The 19,354-nt window shown below is 59.7% G+C and carries 19 protein-coding genes; 10 read left to right on the top strand and 9 right to left on the bottom strand.

Going from position 1 to position 19,354, the window contains the following annotated elements; genetic code table 11:
• The first annotated feature begins 145 nt into the window (after positions 1-145).
• A complete protein-coding gene (gene dtpA / locus SSARUM2_RS11370) occupies positions 146-1,660 on the top strand; it encodes a dipeptide/tripeptide permease DtpA (protein ID WP_033638407.1) in 1,515 nt (504 codons plus the stop codon).
• 77 nt (positions 1,661-1,737) lie between these two features.
• Here dtpA and SSARUM2_RS11365 read toward each other — a convergent pair whose 3' ends face one another.
• The gene (locus SSARUM2_RS11365; protein WP_060452945.1) at positions 1,738-3,831 is read right to left on the bottom strand and encodes a prolyl oligopeptidase family serine peptidase; all 2,094 of its coding nucleotides are present in this window, start codon (positions 3,829-3,831) and stop codon (positions 1,738-1,740) included.
• Between the two features lie 194 nt (positions 3,832-4,025).
• Entirely contained in the window at positions 4,026-4,589 is a 564-nt protein-coding gene (locus SSARUM2_RS11360) for an XRE family transcriptional regulator (RefSeq protein WP_033648200.1), read from the bottom strand.
• Between the two features lie 115 nt (positions 4,590-4,704).
• On the opposite strand from SSARUM2_RS11360, the gene SSARUM2_RS11355 reads away from it, so the two are divergent.
• On the top strand, positions 4,705-5,892 hold the full coding sequence (locus SSARUM2_RS11355; RefSeq protein WP_060452944.1) for a benzoate/H(+) symporter BenE family transporter: 1,188 nt from the start codon (positions 4,705-4,707) through the stop codon (positions 5,890-5,892).
• Positions 5,893-5,992: 100 nt separating this feature from the next.
• Positions 5,993-6,496 carry a cupin domain-containing protein gene (locus SSARUM2_RS11350; protein WP_033638403.1) on the top strand — a complete coding sequence of 168 codons (504 nt, stop codon included), beginning with the start codon at positions 5,993-5,995 and terminating at the stop codon, positions 6,494-6,496.
• Here SSARUM2_RS11350 and SSARUM2_RS11345 read toward each other — a convergent pair.
• Positions 6,461-7,315 carry an aminoglycoside phosphotransferase family protein gene (locus SSARUM2_RS11345; RefSeq protein WP_033654766.1) on the bottom strand — a complete coding sequence of 285 codons (855 nt, stop codon included), beginning with the start codon at positions 7,313-7,315 and terminating at the stop codon, positions 6,461-6,463. The two genes, SSARUM2_RS11350 and SSARUM2_RS11345, sit on opposite strands and share 36 nt — an antisense overlap.
• A gap of 182 nt (positions 7,316-7,497) precedes the next feature.
• On the opposite strand from SSARUM2_RS11345, the gene SSARUM2_RS11340 reads away from it, so the two are divergent.
• The gene (locus SSARUM2_RS11340; protein WP_033654780.1) at positions 7,498-7,878 is read left to right on the top strand and encodes a RidA family protein; all 381 of its coding nucleotides are present in this window, start codon (positions 7,498-7,500) and stop codon (positions 7,876-7,878) included.
• A 7-nt stretch (positions 7,879-7,885) separates the two neighbouring features.
• Here SSARUM2_RS11340 and SSARUM2_RS11335 read toward each other — a convergent pair whose 3' ends face one another.
• Positions 7,886-8,266 (bottom strand): nuclear transport factor 2 family protein, encoded by a 381-nt coding sequence (locus tag SSARUM2_RS11335; RefSeq protein ID WP_033638401.1) that lies wholly within the window; start codon positions 8,264-8,266, stop codon positions 7,886-7,888.
• A 275-nt stretch (positions 8,267-8,541) separates the two neighbouring features.
• Here SSARUM2_RS11335 and SSARUM2_RS11330 point away from each other — a divergent pair, with 275 nt between their 5' ends.
• The gene (locus tag SSARUM2_RS11330) at positions 8,542-8,811 is read left to right on the top strand and encodes a hypothetical protein (protein WP_004938382.1); all 270 of its coding nucleotides are present in this window, start codon (positions 8,542-8,544) and stop codon (positions 8,809-8,811) included.
• Here the strand turns inward: SSARUM2_RS11330 and SSARUM2_RS11325 are convergent.
• Positions 8,808-9,200, bottom strand: a complete 393-nt coding sequence (locus SSARUM2_RS11325; RefSeq protein ID WP_033638399.1) for a nuclear transport factor 2 family protein — start codon at positions 9,198-9,200, stop codon at positions 8,808-8,810. The genes SSARUM2_RS11330 and SSARUM2_RS11325 overlap by 4 nt on opposite strands.
• A 231-nt stretch (positions 9,201-9,431) precedes the next feature.
• Here SSARUM2_RS11325 and SSARUM2_RS11320 point away from each other — a divergent pair, with 231 nt between their 5' ends.
• The 4 genes from SSARUM2_RS11320 to gstA all read left to right on the top strand — a co-directional run bounded on the left by SSARUM2_RS11320 (position 9,432) and on the right by gstA (position 12,399).
• On the top strand, positions 9,432-10,097 hold the full coding sequence (locus SSARUM2_RS11320; protein WP_226907362.1) for an HD domain-containing protein: 666 nt from the start codon (positions 9,432-9,434) through the stop codon (positions 10,095-10,097).
• Positions 10,098-10,191: 94 nt separating this feature from the next.
• A complete protein-coding gene (locus SSARUM2_RS11315; protein WP_004938373.1) occupies positions 10,192-10,455 on the top strand; it encodes a DUF3811 domain-containing protein in 264 nt (87 codons plus the stop codon).
• A gap of 361 nt (positions 10,456-10,816) precedes the next feature.
• Positions 10,817-11,701 (top strand): 4-hydroxy-tetrahydrodipicolinate synthase, encoded by an 885-nt coding sequence (gene dapA, locus SSARUM2_RS11310; protein ID WP_049234479.1) that lies wholly within the window; start codon positions 10,817-10,819, stop codon positions 11,699-11,701.
• 92 nt (positions 11,702-11,793) lie between these two features.
• On the top strand, positions 11,794-12,399 hold the full coding sequence (gene gstA, locus SSARUM2_RS11305) for a glutathione transferase GstA (protein WP_060452942.1): 606 nt from the start codon (positions 11,794-11,796) through the stop codon (positions 12,397-12,399).
• 39 nt (positions 12,400-12,438) lie between these two features.
• On the opposite strand, the gene pdxY is transcribed toward gstA, so the two are convergent.
• Positions 12,439-13,299, bottom strand: coding sequence for a pyridoxal kinase PdxY (pdxY, locus tag SSARUM2_RS11300; RefSeq protein ID WP_033638395.1), 861 nt, complete (start codon positions 13,297-13,299; stop codon positions 12,439-12,441).
• Positions 13,300-13,706: 407 nt separating this feature from the next.
• Here pdxY and SSARUM2_RS11295 point away from each other — a divergent pair, with 407 nt between their 5' ends.
• Complete coding sequence (locus SSARUM2_RS11295) at positions 13,707-16,811, top strand: DUF4214 domain-containing protein (RefSeq protein WP_060452941.1); 3,105 nt, start codon at positions 13,707-13,709, stop codon at positions 16,809-16,811.
• Positions 16,812-16,887: 76 nt separating this feature from the next.
• On the opposite strand, the gene tyrS is transcribed toward SSARUM2_RS11295, so the two are convergent.
• The 3 genes from tyrS to SSARUM2_RS11280 all read right to left on the bottom strand — a co-directional run bounded on the left by tyrS (position 16,888) and on the right by SSARUM2_RS11280 (position 19,346).
• Positions 16,888-18,162, bottom strand: coding sequence for a tyrosine--tRNA ligase (gene tyrS / locus SSARUM2_RS11290; RefSeq protein WP_033648189.1), 1,275 nt, complete (start codon positions 18,160-18,162; stop codon positions 16,888-16,890).
• Positions 18,163-18,300: 138 nt separating this feature from the next.
• On the bottom strand, positions 18,301-18,954 hold the full coding sequence (gene pdxH, locus SSARUM2_RS11285) for a pyridoxamine 5'-phosphate oxidase (protein WP_033648477.1): 654 nt from the start codon (positions 18,952-18,954) through the stop codon (positions 18,301-18,303).
• Positions 18,955-19,043: 89 nt separating this feature from the next.
• On the bottom strand, positions 19,044-19,346 hold the full coding sequence (locus SSARUM2_RS11280; RefSeq protein WP_004931294.1) for an MliC family protein: 303 nt from the start codon (positions 19,344-19,346) through the stop codon (positions 19,044-19,046).
• Between the last annotated feature and the right edge of the window lie 8 nt (positions 19,347-19,354).

Here is a 19,354-nt window from a genome sequence, read left to right as displayed (position 1 = left end):
ATGACAAACTGCTTGCCTCGTTGACAAAGATAGTGAACATTAACCGCCGTCCCCATCCTATAACAACGCAAAAGGATGCCGTTCCGCATCAACTTTTGTACTTTCCCGTCCTCCAAAGACGGGCTGCGAAAAAACAGAGGTACCAGTGTCAACAGCAAACAACCAACATCCGGAGAGCGTGAGCCTTAACGCGTTCAAACAACCGAAAGCGTTCTATCTGATCTTCTCGATCGAACTGTGGGAGCGTTTCGGCTACTACGGCCTGCAGGGCATCATGGCGGTTTATCTGGTCAAGATGCTCGGCATGAGCGAAGCCGACTCCATCACCCTGTTCTCTTCCTTCAGCGCCCTGGTATACGGTTTCGTCGCCATCGGCGGCTGGCTGGGCGACAAAGTGCTGGGCGCCAAACGCGTGATCGTGCTCGGCGCGCTGGTGCTGGCCGCCGGTTACGCCATGGTGGCTTACTCCGGCCACGACATCTTCTGGGTCTACATGGGCATGGCGACCATCGCCGTGGGCAGCGGTCTGTTCAAGGCCAACCCGTCCTCTCTGTTGTCCACCTGCTATGAGAAAGACGATCCGCGTCTCGACGGTGCCTTCACCATGTATTACATGTCGGTGAACATCGGCTCCTTCTTCTCTATGCTGGCCACTCCGTGGCTGGCGGCGAAATACGGCTGGAGCGTGGCGTTCTCGCTGAGCGTGGTCGGCATGCTGATCACCCTGGTCAACTTTATGATGTGCCGCAAGTGGGTGAAGGAAAACGGTTCCAAGCCTGACTTCAAGCCGTTGCATCTGCCGAAACTGCTGATGGTGCTGGTCGGCATCGTGGCGTTGATCGCCGTGTCCAGCTGGCTGCTGCACAACCAGGTGATCGCGCGCTGGGCGCTGGCCCTGGTTTCCGCCGGCATCGTTCTGGTGTTCGCCAAGGAAACCTTCGCCCTGCACGGCGCCGCTCGCCGCAAGATGATCGTCGCCTTCCTGCTGATGCTGGAAGCGGTGGTGTTCTTCGTGCTGTACAGCCAGATGCCAACCTCGCTGAACTTCTTCGCCATCCACAACGTGGAACACAGCATCTTCGGCGTCGCCTTCGAGCCGGAGCAGTATCAGGCGTTGAACCCGTTCTGGATCATGCTCGCCAGCCCGATTCTGGCCGCGCTGTATAACAAAATGGGCGATCGCCTGCCGATGCCGCACAAGTTCGCTTTCGGCATGATCCTCTGCTCCTGCGCCTTCCTGGTGCTGCCGTGGGGCGCCAGCTTCGCCAACGAACAGGGCATCGTGTCGGTCAACTGGCTGATCCTGAGCTACGCGCTGCAGAGCATCGGCGAGCTGATGATTTCCGGCCTGGGCCTGGCGATGGTGGCGCAGCTGGTGCCGCAGCGTCTGATGGGCTTCATCATGGGCTCCTGGTTCCTGACTACCGCCGCCGCCGCGCTGATCGCCGGTAAGGTTGCCGGTCTGACCGCCGTCCCGAGCGACATCAACGACGCGCACGCTTCGCTGGCCATCTACAGCCATGTGTTTATGCAGATCGGTATCGTCACCGCCGTCATCGCTATCCTGATGATGCTGACCGCGCCGAAGCTGTACCGCATGACGCTGGACACCACCGAAGACGCCAATCAGAAAGCACAGGAAGCCACCGCGGCTCGCTGATCGCCGGCAGATTGAGACGTAAATAAAAACACCGGAGTTAACGCCCCGGTGTTTTTTTATGCCTGCAAGAAAAAGGCTTACGCTGACTTGGGTTTGCCGCTCAGGTTGGCCCACATGAACTCGCTCACCAATGCGCTGTGGAACGCCGCCTGTTGCTTGTCGGCGGCGGCGCTGTGCCCGCCTTCGGTATTCTCGTAGAAATAAGCCTGCTGATACCCCATCGCCTGCATGCGCGCGGCCATTTTGCGGGCGTGGGCCGGGTTGACCCGATCGTCGCTGGTCGCGGTATAGAACAGCACCGGCGGATAGGCCGTTTTCGCCTGAATGTTGTGGTACGGCGAGAAGGTTTTGATATAAGCCCACTGCTCCGGCTTGCTCGGGTCACCGTATTCGGCGATCCACGACGCGCCGGCGGAAAGCTGCGTATAGCGCTGCATGTCCAGCAGCGGCACTTCGCAGACGATGCAGCCGAACAGCTGCGGATACAGCGTCAGCATATTGCCCACCAACAGGCCGCCGTTGCTGCCGCCGCGCGCGCCCAGATGCGGCGCCGAGGTCACCTTGCGTGCGATGAGATCTTCGGCCACGGCGGCGAAATCCTCGTAGGCGCGATGGCGATTCTGCTTGAGCGCCGCCTGGTGCCAGGCCGGGCCGTATTCGCCGCCGCCGCGGATGTTGGCCACCACGTACACCCCGCCGCGCTCCAGCCAGGCCGGCGCCTTGCCGCCGAGATAGCCCGGCAGCAGCGGCACTTCAAACCCGCCGTAGCCATACAGCAGCGTCGGCGTGCTGCCGTCCGATTTGAGATCTTTGGCGGCAATCTGGAAATACGGCACGCGGGTACCGTCCTTGGAACGCGCAAAATGCTGGCTCACCTGGTAGCCTGACGCGTCAAAATCCTGCGGCGCCTGTTTAAGCAGCGTCGCCTCACCGCCGTCGAGATTGCCCATGTACAGCGAGGTCGGCTGCAGGAACCCGCTGACGGTCAGGAAATAGGCGTTGCTCTCTTCGTCGATGCCGCCGGCGGAAAGGGTGCTGATGGCGCCGGGGTTGCCCAGCGGGCGACGTTGCCAGCTGCCGCCCTGCGGCGTCAGCACTTCCAGCCGGTTGACCACGTTATCCATGATGCTGAGGATCAGGTGATCGCGGGTGCCGCTGTAGCCGCTCAGCGCCTGCTCCGCCGTTGGGGTAAACAGCGGCTGCAGCTCGCGCTTGCCCGCCAGATAGTCATCGAAGTTGGCCGCCAGCAGCGCGCCGGACGGATAGCGCTTGCCGCCCACCTCCCAGTCGCTGCTCGGTTTAATCAGCAGCCATTCACGGTGCGTATCCAGCTCGGCGTCGGCCGGGATGTCGATTTTGATCTGCCGGCCGTCCTGAGCCAGCAAGAAGTAGTCGCGGCGATAGAAGTCCAGGCTACGACCGACGAAATCGCGCTCAAAGCCCGGCGTGCGATCGTGATAGGCGAAGACCGCCATGTCCTCGGGCTGCGCTTCGTACAGCGTTTCGGCGGCGCTCAGCGGCGTGCCGCGCCGCCAGCGTTTGGCGATGCGCGCGTAGCCGGACTGGGTCATCGATCCGGGGCCGAAATCGGTGGCGATGAACAGCGTGTCCCGATCGACCCAGGAAACCCGGCTTTTCGCCACCGGCACGTTGAAGCCGTCCTTGACGAAGCGTTTGGCCACCAGATCGAATTCGCGGATTTCGGTGGCGTCGCCGCCGTCCGGCGACAGCTGCATCAGGCAATAGCGGTATTCCGGCGCCAGCGGCTGCGAGCCCTGATAAACCCAATCCTTGCCCTCCGCCTTGCCCAACGCATCGATATCCAGCACCGTTTCCCAGGCCGGTTTGGCCTTGCGGTACTCGTCCAGCGTGGTGCGCCGCAGCAGGCCGCGCGGGTTGGCCTGGTCCTGCCAAAAGTTGTAATAGTACTCGCCGCGCTTGCTCACCCACGGGATTTGGGTGTCTTTATTGAGGATATCCAGCACCTCGCGCTCAATGCGCTGAAAGTCTTCGCCCTGGCCGAAACGCGCCACGGTGCGCTGATTTTCCTGCTGCACCCATTGCAGCGCTTTTTTACCCTGCAGCTCCTCCAGCCACAGGAATTCATCGCCGGCGGCCGCGCCGCCTTCCGCCGCCATCGCCAGGCGGATACTGTTGGGTAATGAAGTCATCGCGAATACGGCTCCTGCGGTTTGCGCACTGAGTTTAATAAACTGACGTCGATTGGTGACCGGCAAAATCAAGCTCCTTTTGAGTCGGCTGCAACGCCGCCCCGTCATGGGCGACAGCCTGTGAAATAAGAGTCATTTTCAACAAGGTAGGCGTTTGGCGGCGCGGAGTCAAAGCCCACGGCCGCCGCGTTGAGTCAGGATTGAGGATAGTGGATCAGATCGTGGATGCGCACCGTTTGTGAACTGGCGTTGCGGTAAGCGTGCGGCCGATCGGCCTGAAAGCGCATCGCCTCGCCGGCGGCCAGGCTGTGCCATTCGCCCTCTATCGCCAACTCCAACCGGCCACTGATCACGATGACATGCTCGATCACGCCCGGCTCATGGGGCGACGACTCGCTGAGCGCGCCCGGCGCAAGATCGATGACGAACATATCGAAACCCAGCTGGCGATCGTAGGGAAACAACGGCACCACGCGCATGTCGGCGTTGTCCTGATCGTAGACCGGCAGATCGCCGTAGCGGTGCAGCGTCGCCTGCTGCTGCGCGGGCGACGCCTCAAGAAAAGCGGAGAACGCCACGTTGAAACCGGTGGCGATTTTCCACAGCGTCGCCACCGTCGGGCTGGATTCGCCGCGTTCGATCTGCCCGAGCATCGCCTTGCTGACGCCGGTGTATTCCGCCGCCTGAGTCAGGCTCCAACCGCGCTGTGCGCGCAGCGTGCGAAGGGTGTGAGCCAAATGGCCGGCAAGTTCCTGCATCCAATTCTCCTCTGCGTGTCGAGCCCGATTATACCCGCTTGTGCGCTATAGCGCACGGTGCTATGCTGATTTCTCATCGTGCGTTATAACGCACAATCACCGATTGGAGCACCTCATGCGCCCAGCCCTCTCCCTGCGCCACCTGACCCTGCCCGCTGTCATGGCCGGCTTTGTCGCCGTTCTGGTGGGTTACACCAGCTCTGCCGCGATCATTTTCCAGGCCGCCGCCGCCGCGGGCGCCACACCGGCGCAGATCGGCGGCTGGCTGAGCGCGCTGGGGATCGCGATGGGCGTCACCTCGCTCGGACTCTCGCTTTACTATCGCACGCCTATCCTCACCGCCTGGTCGACGCCCGGTGCGGCGCTGTTGGTCACCAGCCTGCCCGGCACGCCGATCAACGAGGCGATCGGCGTGTTTATCTTCGCTTCCGGCCTGATCCTGCTGTGCGGCGTCACCGGGCTGTTCGCCCGCCTGATGGACTATATTCCGCAGGCGATTTCCGCCGCGATGCTGGCGGGGATCCTGTTGCGTTTCGGGCTGGACGCCTTCGCTTCGCTGCAGCTCAATTTCCCGCTGAGCGCCGGCATGGGGCTGGCCTATCTACTCAGCCGCCGTTATCTGCCGCGCTACGCCATCGTGCTGACGCTGGCGACCGGGCTGGCGATCGCTGCGCTGCAGGGCAATATCCAGCTAACGCAGCATGCGCCGGCGTTCGCCATGCCGGAATTTATCGCGCCGCACTTCAGTTGGCCGACGCTGCTGGGCATCGGCGTGCCGTTCTTCGTGGTGACCATGGCTTCGCAGAATGCGCCCGGCATCGCCACGCTGCAGGCGGCGGGCTACCGCGTCCCCACCTCACCGCTGATCGCCTGGACGGCGCTCACCGCGCTGCTGCTGGCGCCGTTCGGCGGCTTCTCGGTGTGCATCGCCGCGATCACCGCCGCCATCTGCATGGGGCCGGACGTGCATCCCGATCCGCAGCGCCGCTATATGGGCGCGGTGGCCGCCGGCGGCTTCTACCTGTTGGCCGGGCTGTTCGGCGGCGCCATCGGCCTGCTGTTCAGCGCGCTGCCCCTCGCCCTGATCCACACCATCGCCGGGCTGGCGCTGCTCGGCACCATCGGCGGCAGCCTGCAGCGCGCGCTGCATGATGAGAAACAGCGCGACGCGGCGCTGATCGCCTTCCTCATCACCGCCTCCGGCGTCACGTTACTGGGCATCGGTTCGGCCTTCTGGGGCATCGTCGGCGGCGCGATCGCCTATCTGCTGCTGTCGCTGCCGCAGCGAACAAGCCAAGCATAACGGGCGGTCTACATTGACAAGTGCCGCCATGGCGCCTTCACTTTCTCTGTCGTCTTGAGATCAATTCACAAAATAAGTGACGCCGTCACCAAGGAAGCCTATGACTGAGAAAGCTGCGCTGTTGGCTCAGCGCCTGATACGCAATGTCGAACGAGTAGATAAGCGGCACGATCGGCGGCCGCCGCTGTATGACAGCGTCGGCGCTCGCCTCGGCACCGGCACCGCCGCCGACAAGCTGGGCGCCTCTTTCGATTGTGTCGCGCCGGGTATGCGCTCCTGCCCCTACCATTTTCACTACGCGCAGGAGGAAATGTTCATCATTCTGGAAGGCAGCGGTACGCTGCGGGTGGCCGGAGAAATGCTGCCGATCGTCAGCGGGGATGTCATCTTCATTCCGCCGGGCCCGGAATACCCGCACCAGATCATCAACACCTCCGATGCGCCGCTGAAGTACCTGTCCGTCAGCACGCGCGAACAGCCGGAGCTGGTGATGTACCCGGATTCCGGCAAATATCAGGCGATGGCGCGCGGCGCAGACGGCCAGCAGGTGCGCTACCTGCAGCGCCCTTCAACCTCGCTCGATTACTGGCAGGATGAACCCTGAGTCGCCGCCCGGCAGCGGGAGATCCAGCGCACGCGCCGCCAGCTCGGCGACGCGAAAGTCGATGTCCGCCGCCTGCCCGTCTTCCATGAACCAGGCGGCGGACAGCCCCGACCAGGCCAGGATCCATTGCAGCAAGCGCCGGCGCTCCAGCCCGGCCAAGCGACAGACCTGTTCCACGCGGCGCTGGAAAATGGCCGGATCGGTGGCGATGCCGTAGTTGGGATTGCAGAAGATATTGGCGTAGTCGAAGCCCCGTTCGCCGTACAAACGCTTGGGATCGATCGCCAGCCAGCCGCGTTCGCCGAAGTCCAGCACGTTGTCATGGTGAATATCGCCGTGCAGCACGCTCTCTTCTCGCGGGCTGTGCAGCAATTCTGCCGCCGCCGTGGCACAGAGACGCAGCATGCCGCCGTGCGCCTGCGCCGCCGGCCACAGTGAGCTGAACCACTCCTGCAGCGGGATCAGCTCGGGCAACGGTTCCGCTCGCGGCGCATGCAAGGCGGCGATCGCCCGGCACAGGATTTGCGTGGCCTGCTCATCGTCGCCGTCACGCACCAGCTGCGCCAACGAGCCTTCACCCTGCGCGCGCTCCAGCAGAATGCCGTCGTCATGCCACGCCAGCACCTGCGCGGCGCCTTCCCCACGCCACCAGCACATCAGTTGGCCACCGAAGCGCTCCTCCTGCTCGCGGGCGATCTTCAGCATCGCCGCCTCGCCCCGGTAACGCACCGGCATCAGCAGACTGCTGTGGGTTTCGAAGGCTTTGCCGTCCTGTTCCAGTTGCCAGCGTTGCAGGTAGGGAGTAAAAAGCGGGTTCATCGTCTCATGCGTCCTTGTGGCCGATCTGCGCCGCACTGTCACATTCAGGTGAAAGACGACGTATAAAATAAAGAGGGATGATACTCTCAAATATCATCGGTGCGCGGCGTCTGGCCGCCGTTTCCTCAGTATCCTAACCAAGTTTGTCGATTTTATTAACCGGTCTTGCGCGGGGTTTGATCATGACATTATTAAAACGCACGAATTATCCGCAGTTGCCTACGCCGGGCGGCCCCTATGTGCATGCGGTGCGCCACGGCGATCGCCTGTACGTGTCGGGATTGACGGCCTTCGCCACCGACGCGCAAGGCTTGAGCGCGCCGGAGCAAACGCAGGAGATCCTCGAGCAGTTAGCCACTATCGCCGCCAGCGAAGGCGTTAATCTTAAAGCGTTGATTAAAATCAGCGTGTTCCTGACCGACATCGCCGATCTGGCGGGCGTGCGCCCGGTGCTGTTTGACTATTTCGATGGCGCGCTGCCGGCCTGTTCACTGATGGCAGTCAGCGCGTTGTTTTCACCGCAGGTGTGCGTAGAGATAGAAGCGGTGATGGCGTTGCAATAATGCGCGGCTAGAGCGCGCCCTCATCCGGCACACAGGGGCCGATCTTGAACCAGGCTTTAGCGATCCGCCCCTGTTCCACTTCGTAAATGGCGATGACATCCATTTTGCCCCGCCCCTGCGGGAAGTTGCGCGTCACCACTTCCTGATCGACCACCATGTTCCCCACCGCCATGCGTTTTATCCGTTCACCGTACAGACTCGGCTCCTGGAAACGCACCAGATGCCGTTCGCGGATCGCCGCCTTGCCGCTGGCCAGCAGCGTGTCGGGATGCTCGTAATACTGCGCGTCGTCCGCCCAGCAGGCCATGAAGGCGTCGATGTCGCGGGCGTTATAGGCGTCAAGCTGTTGCTGAACCACATCCTGCGGGCGTGCCGTTTTATCGTTCATCACATCCTCCTGCCGAAGTTAACCGCCGCATGTATCGAACCCATCACGTTAACCGCCCGGTGCTGCAGCTTGATGACACGGCGAATGTTGAATAAAAACCCAAAAATAGCGAATAAATAACCTACCACGCCCGATGGACAATTCAAGCGTCCGGCATAAATTTTCTGCCCCGCGCCAGCGGCGGGGAAAACCGCATGGCACCGCGCGTTATCCTTTGCGGCGGTTAGGGAAATTCTGCTAATTTAGCGTGAACAGCCTGATGATAACGAAACGCTATGCAGCAAAAACCGGTGTTGGACGAAGCCAGACAGTTAAAGCGACTCAACGCCGCCACGCGGCGTCAATCCCATATGTATAAATGGATCGCGCTGATTGCGGCGCTGGATGCGCTGTTGGTGTTTTGGTATGACCGGGATATGCGCAACGTCACCTTCTCGGGAGCGGTTGCGCTGGTGTGCGGCTATCTGTGGATCCGCGATCGCAACAAGGCCCGGGGTTACCGGCGCGAGTTCGACCGCAAATTCGGCAAGCGCAGCGGCGATTAAGGCTGCATCGCTTCCAGCACTTTGGCGCTGTCGACGATCTGCACGAACTTCACGATTTTGCCGCCGCGCAGCGTATAAATATGCGCAAAAGAGGCGCTGAAGGATTTGCCGGTGGCCCGGTAGGTGCCGTGATAAAAACCTTGCGCGATCACATTGTCGCCGGCGTCGTAAAAGTGGTCGACATCGGCGCGGTAACCTTGCCATTCGCTGCCCAGGCGCTGATGCACGTTCTTGATGATGTTCTCCGGGCCGATATAGGTACCGGCGTAGGGGAAACCGGCGGCTTCGGTCCACTCGGCATCGGGGGCCAGCGCCGCCAGCAGATTACGGCCGTTTTCTTCGGAACTGCCTTCATAGGTTGCGCGCACTATTTCAAGAGGGGTTGGCATATCTCTTCTCCCATGGCTGATGAGGATATTCCGGCCATCTCCGCGGACACAGGCTCTCACCAAGCGGAGACGGCGGAATGCGGCTATTCTAGGTTGCTTGTTTCGCTGCAAAAACCGCAGTTATGACAATAGTGGGTTGCACTTTAGTAAACAATAGCCGTTTTTCTGTCATTCTCCCGGCATCCGGCGCGGCTATGCTGATTGACCGATTTCCCCCAACAGGAGCTGAACGTGTCTTTACCCTCGCTGACGCAAGAGCTGTTACAACCTTTTTCCCCCTACCAGGCGCTGGCGCAAACGCTGTTGCCGCTCACCCTCGAGTCGGACGACGGTTCGCATGACGTGGCGCATCTGCACCGGGTCTGGAAGAACTGCCGCCGGATCAGCAAGCTGGAAGGCGGCGACCGGCGCATTCTCTGTGCGGCGGTGCTGCTGCACGACGCCGTCGCGGTGGAAAAGAATTCGCCGCAACGCCATCTGGCCTCACGCATGGCGGCGGAGCAAGCCACGTTTACGCTGACCCGGCTGGAATGGGCTCCGGCGGATATCGCGGCGGTGGCTCACGCCATCGAAGCGCACAGTTTTTCCGCCGGCATCCCCCCGCAAACGCTGGAGGCGAAGATCCTGCAGGATGCCGATCGCCTCGACGCCATAGGTCTTATCGGCGTGGCGCGCTGCTTCTATATCGGCGGCCGCATGCGCAGCGCGCTGTACGACGCCGCCGATCCGCGGGCCGAGCATCGTCAATATGACGACAAGCGTTTCAGCCTGGATCACTTCGAAACCAAGCTGTTCAAACTGCAAGACGGCTTCCAGACCGCTGCCGGGCGGCACATGGCCGAGCAGCGCACCGAACGCATGCGGCGCTTTGTCGACGATCTGCTGGAAGAGGTGTAATGCCGGCTTACCGCGCATTTCGTTATGCCCATAACATTTTCGGTCACATAACGCCGCTAAACTGTAGGTCAACTTCACCGAACGGGCGGCAAAGATGAAAAAGTTGACGTTGAAAGAGATGACGGAAAGCGAACAGCGGGAAGTGAAAACCGAACTGGACAAGGCGCGCAAAAGCCACGGCAGGCCGCTGACCAACGCCGAACAGCACAAGGTCAAGGATGAAGTGGTGGCGCGCATCATGGCCGCCAGAGCGAAGCTCGCCAAGGCGGAGCGTGCAGAACGCAAGGCCAACCGCTATCGGCCGAGCGGCGACACCTTCAGTTGGTCCGCCACCATCGGCTCCCGCCCGCCGCGCTGAGCCGGCCAAACTCTCCCCGCCGCTGCGGGGATTTTTATTTATTAGCCAAACTCATCCTCGCTACCGAATCATGAATAACAATGTTATCAATCTGTTGTAAATTGACAGCCTGATGAAGAATATTCATTATCACCCCACTTCCCCTTTTCACGAGACCGCCATGGCCTACCCACGCAACGCCGACTTTCTGATAACACCTGCGTTGCCCGTTGGCGATTTGGCGGCGGTTAAATCGAAGAAACAGACGCTCATTTGACCGGGGCGAGCTGTCCCGTCAGATGAGCTGACTGGATGGCGCGCAACGCCCCGCCTTCAATTTTCTCATCTGGCTTCTCTGTCGGTCACACAGAAGGAATATTTTATGGCCTCATTTTCGGGTATTTGGGTGGCGATGGTTACCCCTTTCAATCACGATGCCGTCGATTTGCCGGCGGTGAAACGCCTGGCGCGGCACCTGCTCGACGCCGGCATCAATGGCCTGGTGGTCTGCGGCTCCACCGGTGAAGCCGCCGCGCTGAACAAAGAAGAACAGCTGGCGGTGCTCGACGCCGTGCTGGAAGTGGCGCCCGCACACCAGGTCGTGATGGGCCTTTCCGGCAATAACATGGCCGCCACGCTGCAGATGCAGCAGGCCATTCAGCTGCGCGACATCGCCGGCGTGCTGATCCCGGCACCTTACTACATTCGCCCTTCGCAATGCGGCCTGATCGATTATTTCACCCAGTTGGCCGACGCCTCCAGCGTGCCGGTGATCCTGTACAACATTCCGCAGCGCACCGGCATCGCCATGGAGCTGGCCACATTGCGCCGGCTCGCGCGCCATCCGCGCATCACCGCCATCAAGGACTGCGGCGGCAATCCTGACGCCACCATGGCGCTGATCGCCGACGGCGAAATCGATGTGATGACCGGGGAAGACAATCTGATCCTCACCACGCTGTGCCTCGGCGGCACCGGCGCCATCTCCGCCGCCGCGCATGTTCACCCGGAACGTTTCGTGCAGCTGGTACAGCAGGTCGCCGCCGGCGATTTGGCCGCGGCGCGCAGCAACTTCTATGAGCTGCTGCCGATGATCCACCAGATGTTCAGCTTCCCGAATCCGGCGCCGGTCAAGACGGTGCTGGCTCAGCAGGGGCTGATCGCCAACGAGCTGCGCTCGCCGATGCAGGTAGCGCCGCAGGCGTTGCAACAGCAGATCGCCGCAACGCTGGCGCAGCTGCAGCCCGCCGAGGCGATCATCGGTTAAATTTGTTAGCTAAGCCGCTGTAATTTTGGCGCTATGGGACTACGATGAGAGGTTAAGCATGCCCGTCATTCGTCATCAACAAGGAGCTTCCGATGAAACTGTTCTATAAAGCCGGCGCCTGTTCGCTGTCCCCGCATATCGTGCTGCGTGAGGCAGGGCTGGATTTTACGGCGGAGAAGGTCGATCTGGCGCAGAAGAAGACCGAGAGCGGCGCCGATTACCTCGCCATCACCCCCAAGGGACAGGTACCGGCGCTGCTGCTGGATGACGGCAGCCTGCTGACCGAAGGCGTGGCGATCGTGCAATACCTGGCGGACCGCGTGCCCGATCGCAACCTGATCCCGGCGGCGGGCACCCTGTCGCGCTACCACGCGATCGAATGGCTGAACTACATCGCCACCGAACTGCACAAAGGGTTCAGCCCGCTGTTCAACCCGAAAACGCCCGAGGAATACCAAACCATCGCGCGCGCCAAGCTGGAGCAGCAGTTCAGCTATCTGGATTCGGTGCTGGCGAAGCAGCACTTCCTGTTGGGAAGCCGTTTCAGCGTAGCCGACGCCTACCTGTTCACCGTGTTGCGTTGGGCGTTCGCCCTGCAGTTCGACGTGCGCAAGCACGCCCATCTGGCGGCCTGGTTCGATCGCGTTGCGGCGCGCCCAGCGGTAGATGCGGCGCTGAACGCCGAAGGATTGAAGTAAAGTTTCAGCCCCGGCGGCTGTCGCCGGGGCTCGATGCACTTACAGCTTTACCGCTTTGAATTCGCTGAGCGGCTGCACGATCCGATCCTGCGCCGCCACCACCTGCAGTTCGTATTCGCCCATCTCCTGCGTGGTCAGCATCACCTCATACACGGCGGCGGTCACGTGCTCCAGCGCTTTGTCCAGCGCCTCGCCCTTCAGCAGATCCACCAGCAGCAGACCGCTGGTCAAATCACCGACGCCAACCGGTTGACGCGCGCCGAAGTCCACCAGCGGCCGGCTGATGTGCCAGGCCTCGTCCGCCGTCACCAGCAGCATTTCGAAGCAGTCGGCGTGATAGCCGGCGCGGGCCAGGTGCTTGACCAGCACCAGCCGCGGCCCCTTGGCGATCAGCACGCGGGCGGCCTGCACCGCATCGGCCACGTTGGCGACGGCCATCTGGCTCAGCATCTCCAACTCCAGCAGGTTCGGCGCCATCATGTCGCTGCACGGCAGCGCCTGGCGGCAGTGAAACTCGGCCACGCCCGGCGCCACGATGCAGCCCTTTTCAGGATGCCCCATCACCGGATCGCAGAAATACCAGGCGTTCGGGTTCGCCTGCTTAACCTGACGCACGATCTCCAGAATATGGTCGCCCTGCTCCGGCGAACCGATATAACCGCTCAGCACCGCATCACAGCGTTGCAGCTGCTCGATATTGGCAATACCCTGCGCGATCTCGGTCAGGTGGCTGGCAGGCATGACGCAGCCGGTCCACTGGCCGTATTGCGTATGGTTGGAGAACTGCACCGTGTTCAGCGGCCAGACATTGACGCCCATGCGGCGCATCGGGAATTCAGCCGCACTGTTGCCGGCGTGACCAAACACCACGTGCGACTGGATAGAAAGAATGTTTTTCATCGGAACAACTGACCTCGCCATGCCGTGTGCATCAGCCCGCGGCGAAATGATAATGGGTACACGACGCTAAAACGTCATGCCGGCGCTGTTAAAAACAAGAAATGAGAGGGATTTTTATGCTTTCGACGGCGGCATATTGTAGCGAAAAGTCCGATCCAAAAAAAGCCGCGAGCCTGCAGCCATGGCTTCGACAGAGAGAAAAACCCGATCCACGCCAAGATATTTACGATAGTGGACTGCCACTATAGGGTTGCCCCAGTATCGAGCCTTTCGCCGCAGTGCTTTTACACAGAGGACAACCGCATTTTCGGCAGAAACAGAATTTCCTCATATTTCGCCGCATTGCAATAACCCGGTTTTGAACTGTACTTGTTGATGCTTATTTCTATGTCAACACAGGGGTTAACATGAGTTTATTGTCGTCACAACAGGATGTGGCCATCCTTTTTTACGCCACGCTCGGTAAAAAAGCCGATAGCGCCGCCTTGAACTTCTTTGCCCGCCAGCTGGAATCGGGGCAGTACAGCAGAGATCAACTGGCAGAAAAATTCATCCAGTCTCAGGATGGACATCATCGCTACGATGGCCTGACAACATCGCAAAAAATTCAATACATCTATAAAAATACGACAGGCGCGGATCCAGCGCCCGCAGTGCTGGCCACGCTGGTCGCGCAAGCCAATGCAGGAAAAACGCTGGGGCTGATTACCAAGGATCTCATCGCCGGCGTGAAAAGCTATATGGGCGACGCTGCGGCACCGGTCGCACAGCAACAGCATCTGTTTGATATTATTGATACAACCTTACACCCCGCTTTGTCCCCCTATCCCGCCAACGCCGAAGCGGCAGCCGATATTCAAGCTCTGTTTTACATCGTAGGCAGCCTTGCGGTGGCGGAAGGCGTCAATTACTGGAGCCAGGTTCTGGCGACGGGAAAAGCCGAAGCCAGCTATATCGCCGGCCGTTTCGTCGATACGCGCAGCGCGTTGACCACGTTAAGTAATGAAGACTTCGTCAAAACCGTCTATAAAAATACGTTCGGCGTTGATGCAGGCGCAAGCGAGCTCGCCAATTACGTCACCGGGTTGAATAATCATACCGAAACGCGCGGCGACGTCATCATGCGTCTGATCGCCGATATTCGTAACGACACTGCCCATGGCGCAGCCAAACAGGCTTTTCTTAATGCTACCCATGTCTACGCTGCGGGTGAGATGGCTGCGACCCACTATCAGGAAAGCGTAGCGCTGCTCTTTCTGCAACTCGGGAAAAAGGCCACGCTGGAATCAACCGGGTTGGACAGTTACAGCAAATTCCTCGCCGCGGGAAATTCCGAGCTTGATCTGCTGACCATTCTGGCTAAATCCTCCCCCTTCAAAGATGCCGCAGACTTCGCCAGGGTTTATCACGAACTGTATTACGGTCCGGCGCTGAGCGAACTGCAAAAACAGGCAATTTTGCTCAAAGCCGGCAATAATCCGCTGCAGGCGACGCTGAATATTTTGCATGCGTTCCGCAACGGGGAAGCGCCGCTGGAGGGCGGAGTCAGCCCCAGTCACGAGCAACTCGTCAATCTCGAATACAAAATTGGCAGCGAGCTGGGGTATCAGATCCGTGGCAACGTCACGATGTCGAATGCCGACGGCGCCCTCAACGGCAGCCTGAATACCGGTAAGCAACATACGTTAAGTCATGCGGAAATCAGCCAACTGCGCGAGATCACTCTTAACGCGGAGGTCGGCTCCGCGGTCGATCTCAGCTTTGCCAAATCGTTGCAAAAAGTCACGCTGCAGGGCGATTTTGCCACCAATGACGCAATGCTACAGTCGCTGAGAAACCTGAATATCACTCTCATTCTTAGCGAGGGCAATCTGCTGAACGCCCCCGAAGGGATTAACTTTACCAACGTTAAGAACAGCACCGTCGTCGCCGACCGGCTCGATATGACGACGGCGGCCACGCAAATCAATCTGGCCGCCGGGAAACATCAGCTTGTCTGGCAAGGCAATGCCACCGCCGACAGCGGCAATAGGGTCAGCAGTGATTTCAAAGCGACGGCGCTTAATAGCGATCCCGAGACATCTTACTACAGTGTCTCAGCCAATTTTTTCACCAAGGTCGTCCACCTGACGGCCAGCGCCGGCGGTGGCTATGATGCTGAAATCACAAATAACGTTAATCAGTTCCTGTACTTCAACTATGTAGATTTGACCCATTATCGCGGTACCGGAGAGATTTATCTTAACGGGCAGCGGGTCGCCACCGAAGGCAACAAGGTCTTTGACTTTGGGTTGTTCACGCAAGAAGCGACCGTCTCCCATCCGATTTACGGCAACATCAACTCGCTAAAACAAGGCGAAATGGCGCAGCCCAATGCTTCGCAAAACGCTACGGGATCGGCTGGGGGGGTAATTACGGCCTACTCCGGAGATTTAACGCTGCTCAACGTCAGCAGCGGGCAATTTACCCTCGGCGGCGACTTGACCGCGAAAAGCCGTATCCATATCAGCGATACGGCGCAAAGCGACGACAGCTTTAAATTGTTCTTTACCGATGCGGCTAGCCATACGGTAACCAACCTCAATATGGGTACTTTCAGCTTTACATCGAACCATAAAGAAACGCTCGAAATCCGTATGGGCAGCAATCTCGACATTGTGCAAAATCGCACGTTGACCCTGAGCGGCGGGGACAACTCGATTAGCACGTTGATGCTGAGCGGCTATATGTACACAGGCGATAAACCGCTGGTGCTTAATCTGACCGTCGCCGCAGATTTTAGCGATAACCTGAAGACCATCATCGGCAGCGAATTTACCGATGAACGCCGTTATTACTCCGACATGAAGCTGTACCTCGTCGCAGAAAAAGGCGGCACCGGCGGCGGCGCTTTCTACAACACGCTAAACACGCTGGCCAATAAAGACGATTTCGCCCATGTCATTGCCGAACTTGCCGGCGACCAGCTAACGGTCGACCGCACCGGATTGACCGTCTATAAAGCCGACGTTAAGGGCAACACGACGCTGGATAGTGCCGGTGCGTTACATTTTACCGATAGCAAAATAGACAATATGGTCACGCTTAATACCGGCTATGCCAACAGCGTCATCTCCGTGGGAGAAACCGATAACCCATGGGTTTTCTCCAAGACAGGAGACAAGACCGCAACCTTGTACGGCAGCGCCACTACCCAAGCTGAGTTACAAAATGCGTTCAGTGGCCTGAATGCGACGGACAATGCCCAAGCGCTGTTCTCGCAGGTTCTGGCGAAGATGACCAACGGCGCCAGCGCCAACAACCTGGCGGAAGTCGGATTGCTAAAGTTGGACAAATCGCTCTATGTCATCGTGGATAACAATCATAACCAAACGTTTGACGCCGATGATGTGGTGTTCTCGATCGGCAATCAGGATCCCTATCTGGCTGCCGTCTCTCTGCACTACCACTCGCCAGCCATTACCGTGAACGGTGTTGCGGCCGAAAACTCGCTGCCGGAGGCGTTTGCCTAATCTTCATCCGCGCCATGTGATAAAAAAAGCCCGGGGATCTCCCCGGGCTTTTCACGTCATATAGGCTGACTGACGCTTACTGCCAATCCACCAGGCAGTAGTGTTTCTTGCCGCGGCGCAGCAGCGTGTAGCGGCCGAACAGACGATCCGCATCGCTGAAGCGGTATTCGGCATCCGATTGTTTCTCGCCATTGATGGTCACCGCGTTGGAGCCGATCATGGTGCGCGCCTGGCCGCGTGACGGCACCAGTTCGGCATTCACCAGCGCCTGCTGCAGATCGGCGTCGCGCTCCAGTTTAATGGTCGGCATGCCGTCCTGCGCCAGCTGGGCGAAGTCCGCTTCGGTCATGTCGTGCAGCGCGCCGGAGAACAGGCTCTGAGTGATGCGCTTGGCGGCCGCCAGGCCTTCCGCACCGTGCACCATGCCGGTCACTTCTTCCGCCAGCACGTACTGGGCGCGCGGCGCCTTGCCGCTGTTCTTGTCTTCTTCCTCCAGCGCGTTGATGTCTTCCAGGCTCATGAAGGTGAAGAACTTCAGGAAACGGTAAACGTCGGCGTCGGCGGTGTTGATCCAGAACTGGTAGAACTTGTACGGGCTGGTTTTTTCCGGCGCCAGCCAGACCGCGCCGCCTTCGGTTTTACCGAACTTGGTGCCGTCTGCTTTGGTGATCAACGGCACGGTCAGGCCGAACACCTGCTTCTGGTGCTGACGACGCGTCAGGTCGATGCCTGAGGTGATGTTGCCCCACTGATCGGAACCGCCGATCTGCAGCTCCACCTGGTGGCGGTTATACAGCTCGGAGAAATCGTAGCCCTGGAGCAGGTTATAAGAGAACTCGGTGAAGGAGATGCCGGAGTCGTCGCGATTCAGGCGCTGCTTGACCGCTTCCTTGTTGATCATCTGGTTGACGGAGAAGTGCTTGCCGATGTCACGCAGGAAGGTCAGCACGTTCATGCCGCCGAACCAGTCATAGTTGTTGGCCGCGATAGCGCTGTTGCTGCCGCAGTCGAAATCGAGGAACGGGGAAACCTGCTTGCGGATCTTCTCGACCCACTCGTTCACCGTATCGGTGGTGTTCAGCTTGCGCTCCGCCGCTTTGAAGCTCGGATCGCCGATGAGGCCAGTGGCGCCGCCCACCAGTGCTACCGGCTTGTGGCCGGCCAGCTGGAAGCGCTTCAGGCACAACAGAGGAACCAGATGGCCCAAATGCAAGCTGTCAGCGGTCGGATCGAAACCGCAATACAGTGCAATTGGCCCTTGCGCCAGTCGCTCCGCTAACGCTTCCTCATCCGTAACCTGGGCAACGAGGCCCCGCTCTTGCAGTTGTTTAATCAAGTTGCTGCTTGCCATCAATGACTCCATGTATAAACGAATGCACCTTTGCCGGTACACGGCCTTTCGCCCAGTGGCGAAATAAAAATTCAGGGTAGCGCATAGAATAAAGCGCCGGCGGCGTCAGCACCAGCGCTTAGAGGGGATTTTCCGTCTTCAGGGTGCCAGTCGGTCAATTTTCCAGTCATTCCCATCCCGCTGATACAGGAAACGGTCATGCAGGCGATGGGCGCCGCCCTGCCAAAACTCGACGGAGTCAAATTTCACGCGGAATCCGCCCCAGAAACTCGGCAACGGCACCTCGCCCTGCTGGAACTTCTGCTTCAGCTCAAGGAATTTGCTTTCCAGCACGCCGCGCGCGGAAATGCGCGACGACTGCTGCGACACCCAGGCGCCGATCTGGCTGTCTTTCGGCCGGCTGTTGAAATACTTCAGCACTTCGAGGGTCGACAGGCGCTCCGCCTGGCCGAGGAAAATCACCTGGCGATCGAGCATGTGCCAGGGGAACAGCAGGCTGATATGCGGGTTGTGCGCCAGCTGCTGCGCCTTGCGGCTGCCGAGGTTGGTGTAGAACACCAGCCCCTGCTCATCGAAATGCTTCAGCAGCACGATGCGTTGATAAGGCTGGCCGTGTTCGTCGACGGTCGCGACGCACATGGCGGTGGGATCGGCCAGGCGCGCGTCGCAGGCCTGTTTCAACCAACGCTCGAACAGTTCGAGCGGGTTGGCGGTCAGATCGTTGCGGCGCAGGCCGCCTCGGGTGTATTCACGGCGCAGGTCCGCAACATCAAACTCACTCTTTTCAATCATCTGGGTTATCGACCAACTGAAAAAATCCGTCGTTACATTCTGCGCCTGCGGCGTCAGGAACTCAATCGCTCCGACGCCGCCGTCGACCTTCACTCCGTCAACACGCAGTCGCTCATGACTACCTTGCCGTTGCGCTCAAGATAGGCGTTACGGTCTTTCGACCAAAAAGTGTATTTGCCGTCGCTGTATTTGGCGCCGGTCAGCGCCAGCACCTGCTTGAGATGCAGCTGTTCGCCGTCCATCAGCAGGCTGACTTCGCTCGCCTTGCCGTCAAGCGCCACCGTCAGCGGCGTGGTGCCGCACTGGTAGTGCATCGTCTGGCTGCTTTGCGGCAGGATGTAGCTGCAGCCGGACAGCGCCAGCGCGCCGGCGACGAAAATGACTTTTTTCATGCTGTTGC

Source organism: Serratia sp. K-E0102, assembly GCF_029962625.1.
GTDB lineage: Bacteria > Pseudomonadota > Gammaproteobacteria > Enterobacterales > Enterobacteriaceae > Serratia > Serratia sarumanii.
The sequence above is the reverse complement of the archived record's forward strand: the minus strand, read 5'-3'. Positions and strand labels throughout refer to the sequence as shown.

Bases quoted from the DNA above. Each gene is read 5' to 3' on its own strand.
- SSARUM2_RS11365 (WP_060452945.1), bottom strand. From the start codon at position 3,831: ATGACTTCATTACCCAACAGTATCCGCCTGGCGATGGCGGCGGAAGGC.
- SSARUM2_RS11360 (WP_033648200.1), bottom strand. From the start codon at position 4,589: ATGCAGGAACTTGCCGGCCATTTGGCTCACACCCTTCGCACGCTGCGC.
- SSARUM2_RS11355 (WP_060452944.1), top strand. From the start codon at position 4,705: ATGCGCCCAGCCCTCTCCCTGCGCCACCTGACCCTGCCCGCTGTCATG.
- SSARUM2_RS11350 (WP_033638403.1), top strand. From the start codon at position 5,993: ATGACTGAGAAAGCTGCGCTGTTGGCTCAGCGCCTGATACGCAATGTC.
- SSARUM2_RS11345 (WP_033654766.1), bottom strand. From the start codon at position 7,315: ATGAACCCGCTTTTTACTCCCTACCTGCAACGCTGGCAACTGGAACAG.
- SSARUM2_RS11340 (WP_033654780.1), top strand. From the start codon at position 7,498: ATGACATTATTAAAACGCACGAATTATCCGCAGTTGCCTACGCCGGGC.
- SSARUM2_RS11335 (WP_033638401.1), bottom strand. From the start codon at position 8,266: ATGAACGATAAAACGGCACGCCCGCAGGATGTGGTTCAGCAACAGCTT.
- SSARUM2_RS11330 (WP_004938382.1), top strand. From the start codon at position 8,542: ATGCAGCAAAAACCGGTGTTGGACGAAGCCAGACAGTTAAAGCGACTC.
- SSARUM2_RS11325 (WP_033638399.1), bottom strand. From the start codon at position 9,200: ATGCCAACCCCTCTTGAAATAGTGCGCGCAACCTATGAAGGCAGTTCC.
- SSARUM2_RS11315 (WP_004938373.1), top strand. From the start codon at position 10,192: ATGAAAAAGTTGACGTTGAAAGAGATGACGGAAAGCGAACAGCGGGAA.
- dapA (WP_049234479.1), top strand. From the start codon at position 10,817: ATGGCCTCATTTTCGGGTATTTGGGTGGCGATGGTTACCCCTTTCAAT.
- gstA (WP_060452942.1), top strand. From the start codon at position 11,794: ATGAAACTGTTCTATAAAGCCGGCGCCTGTTCGCTGTCCCCGCATATC.
- pdxY (WP_033638395.1), bottom strand. From the start codon at position 13,299: ATGAAAAACATTCTTTCTATCCAGTCGCACGTGGTGTTTGGTCACGCC.
- SSARUM2_RS11295 (WP_060452941.1), top strand. From the start codon at position 13,707: ATGAGTTTATTGTCGTCACAACAGGATGTGGCCATCCTTTTTTACGCC.
- tyrS (WP_033648189.1), bottom strand. From the start codon at position 18,162: ATGGCAAGCAGCAACTTGATTAAACAACTGCAAGAGCGGGGCCTCGTT.
- pdxH (WP_033648477.1), bottom strand. From the start codon at position 18,954: ATGATTGAAAAGAGTGAGTTTGATGTTGCGGACCTGCGCCGTGAATAC.
- SSARUM2_RS11280 (WP_004931294.1), bottom strand. From the start codon at position 19,346: ATGAAAAAAGTCATTTTCGTCGCCGGCGCGCTGGCGCTGTCCGGCTGC.